Annotated in this window: 1 protein-coding gene; it reads right to left on the reverse strand. The window is 47.0% G+C overall.

The genetic code is table 11. The features are described from left to right. A partial coding sequence (proB, locus tag R7M72_RS25010) for a glutamate 5-kinase (protein WP_318056446.1) occupies positions 1-1,198 on the reverse strand: 1,198 nt, incomplete at its 3' end. Positions 1,199-1,255: the final 57 nt, after the last annotated feature.

Below are 1,255 nucleotides of genomic sequence, written 5' to 3' on the forward strand. Positions count from 1 at the left end.
CATCGCGATGAATCACTTCTGAGCCGTAGTCATGACCCAAAATAGAGATGATGTCTTTACTGTGTTTGCCAGTAAAGACATCATCGCGATGAATCACTTCTGAGCCGTAGTCATGACCCAAAATAGAGATGATGTCTTTACTGTGTTTGCCAGTAATTTTTGCCAAGTCTTCACTTGAGTAGGCGCTAATACCACGCGCAACCAGTTTGCCATGAGAATTTGTTACGCGAGCAACTTCACCACGGGCAAAATCACCGCTCACCTTGATGACCCCTTTTGCCAGTAGGCTACTGCCTTTGCCAACAACCGCATTTACCGCACCATCATCGATGATAATGTCACCCGATGCTGCAGGACCTGCGAGGATCCAACGCTTACGGTTTTCCAATGCTTCTGAACAAGGTAGGAAACGCGTACCTTGAGGCTCCGTGCTCAACGAGTCAAAAATTACGTTTGGCGCGCTACCTGCTGCGATAATAACTTCAATACCCGCGCGACGAGCGATGTCGGCTGCTTGAAGTTTCGTCGCCATACCACCCGTACCGAGTGTTGTACCGCTGCCGCCAGCAATTTTACGCAACGTGTCATCAATGGTTTTAACTTCTTTGATCAGCTCTGCATTCGGATCTTTTCGTGGGTCTGCAGTAAACAGACCTTTTTGGTCTGTCAGTAGCAATAACTTATCTGCACCACACAAAATACCCACTAAAGCCGATAGGTTGTCATTGTCGCCGACTTTGATTTCACTGGTGGCTACTGCATCATTTTCGTTCACGATTGGAATAATATCATTCGCTACAAGCGCATTGATGGTGTCACGCGCATTAAGAAAACGCTCACGATCATCCAAGTCAGCACGAGTCAGTAGCATTTGACCAATCTTGATACCGTAAATACCAAACAAAGACTCCCATGTTTGAATCAAACGACTCTGACCCACAGCAGCAAGCAACTGTTTGCTCGCCATCTCGTTGGGCAGTGCGGGGTATCCAAGATGCTCACGGCCTGCTGCAATTGCACCAGACGAAACCATTACCACTGAATGGCCTTGTTTCTTAAGCTCAGCACATTGACGCGCTAGCTCAACCATGTGAGCGCGATCTAGTGCTAATGTGCCGCCTGTCAGCACACTTGTACCCAGTTTCACAACGACGGTTTGTGGTTGCGAAACAACTGCGTTTTGTTGATTCGTTGTCATGATGTCTTCTGAAGTGAAAAACAAATAAAGAGAGGATGTTTTAACAATCAAATAGGG

Origin of the sequence: Vibrio sp. YT-18, assembly GCF_033337345.1 — a bacterium.
In the GTDB taxonomy this organism is placed as follows: Bacteria; Pseudomonadota; Gammaproteobacteria; order Enterobacterales; family Vibrionaceae; genus Vibrio; species Vibrio alginolyticus.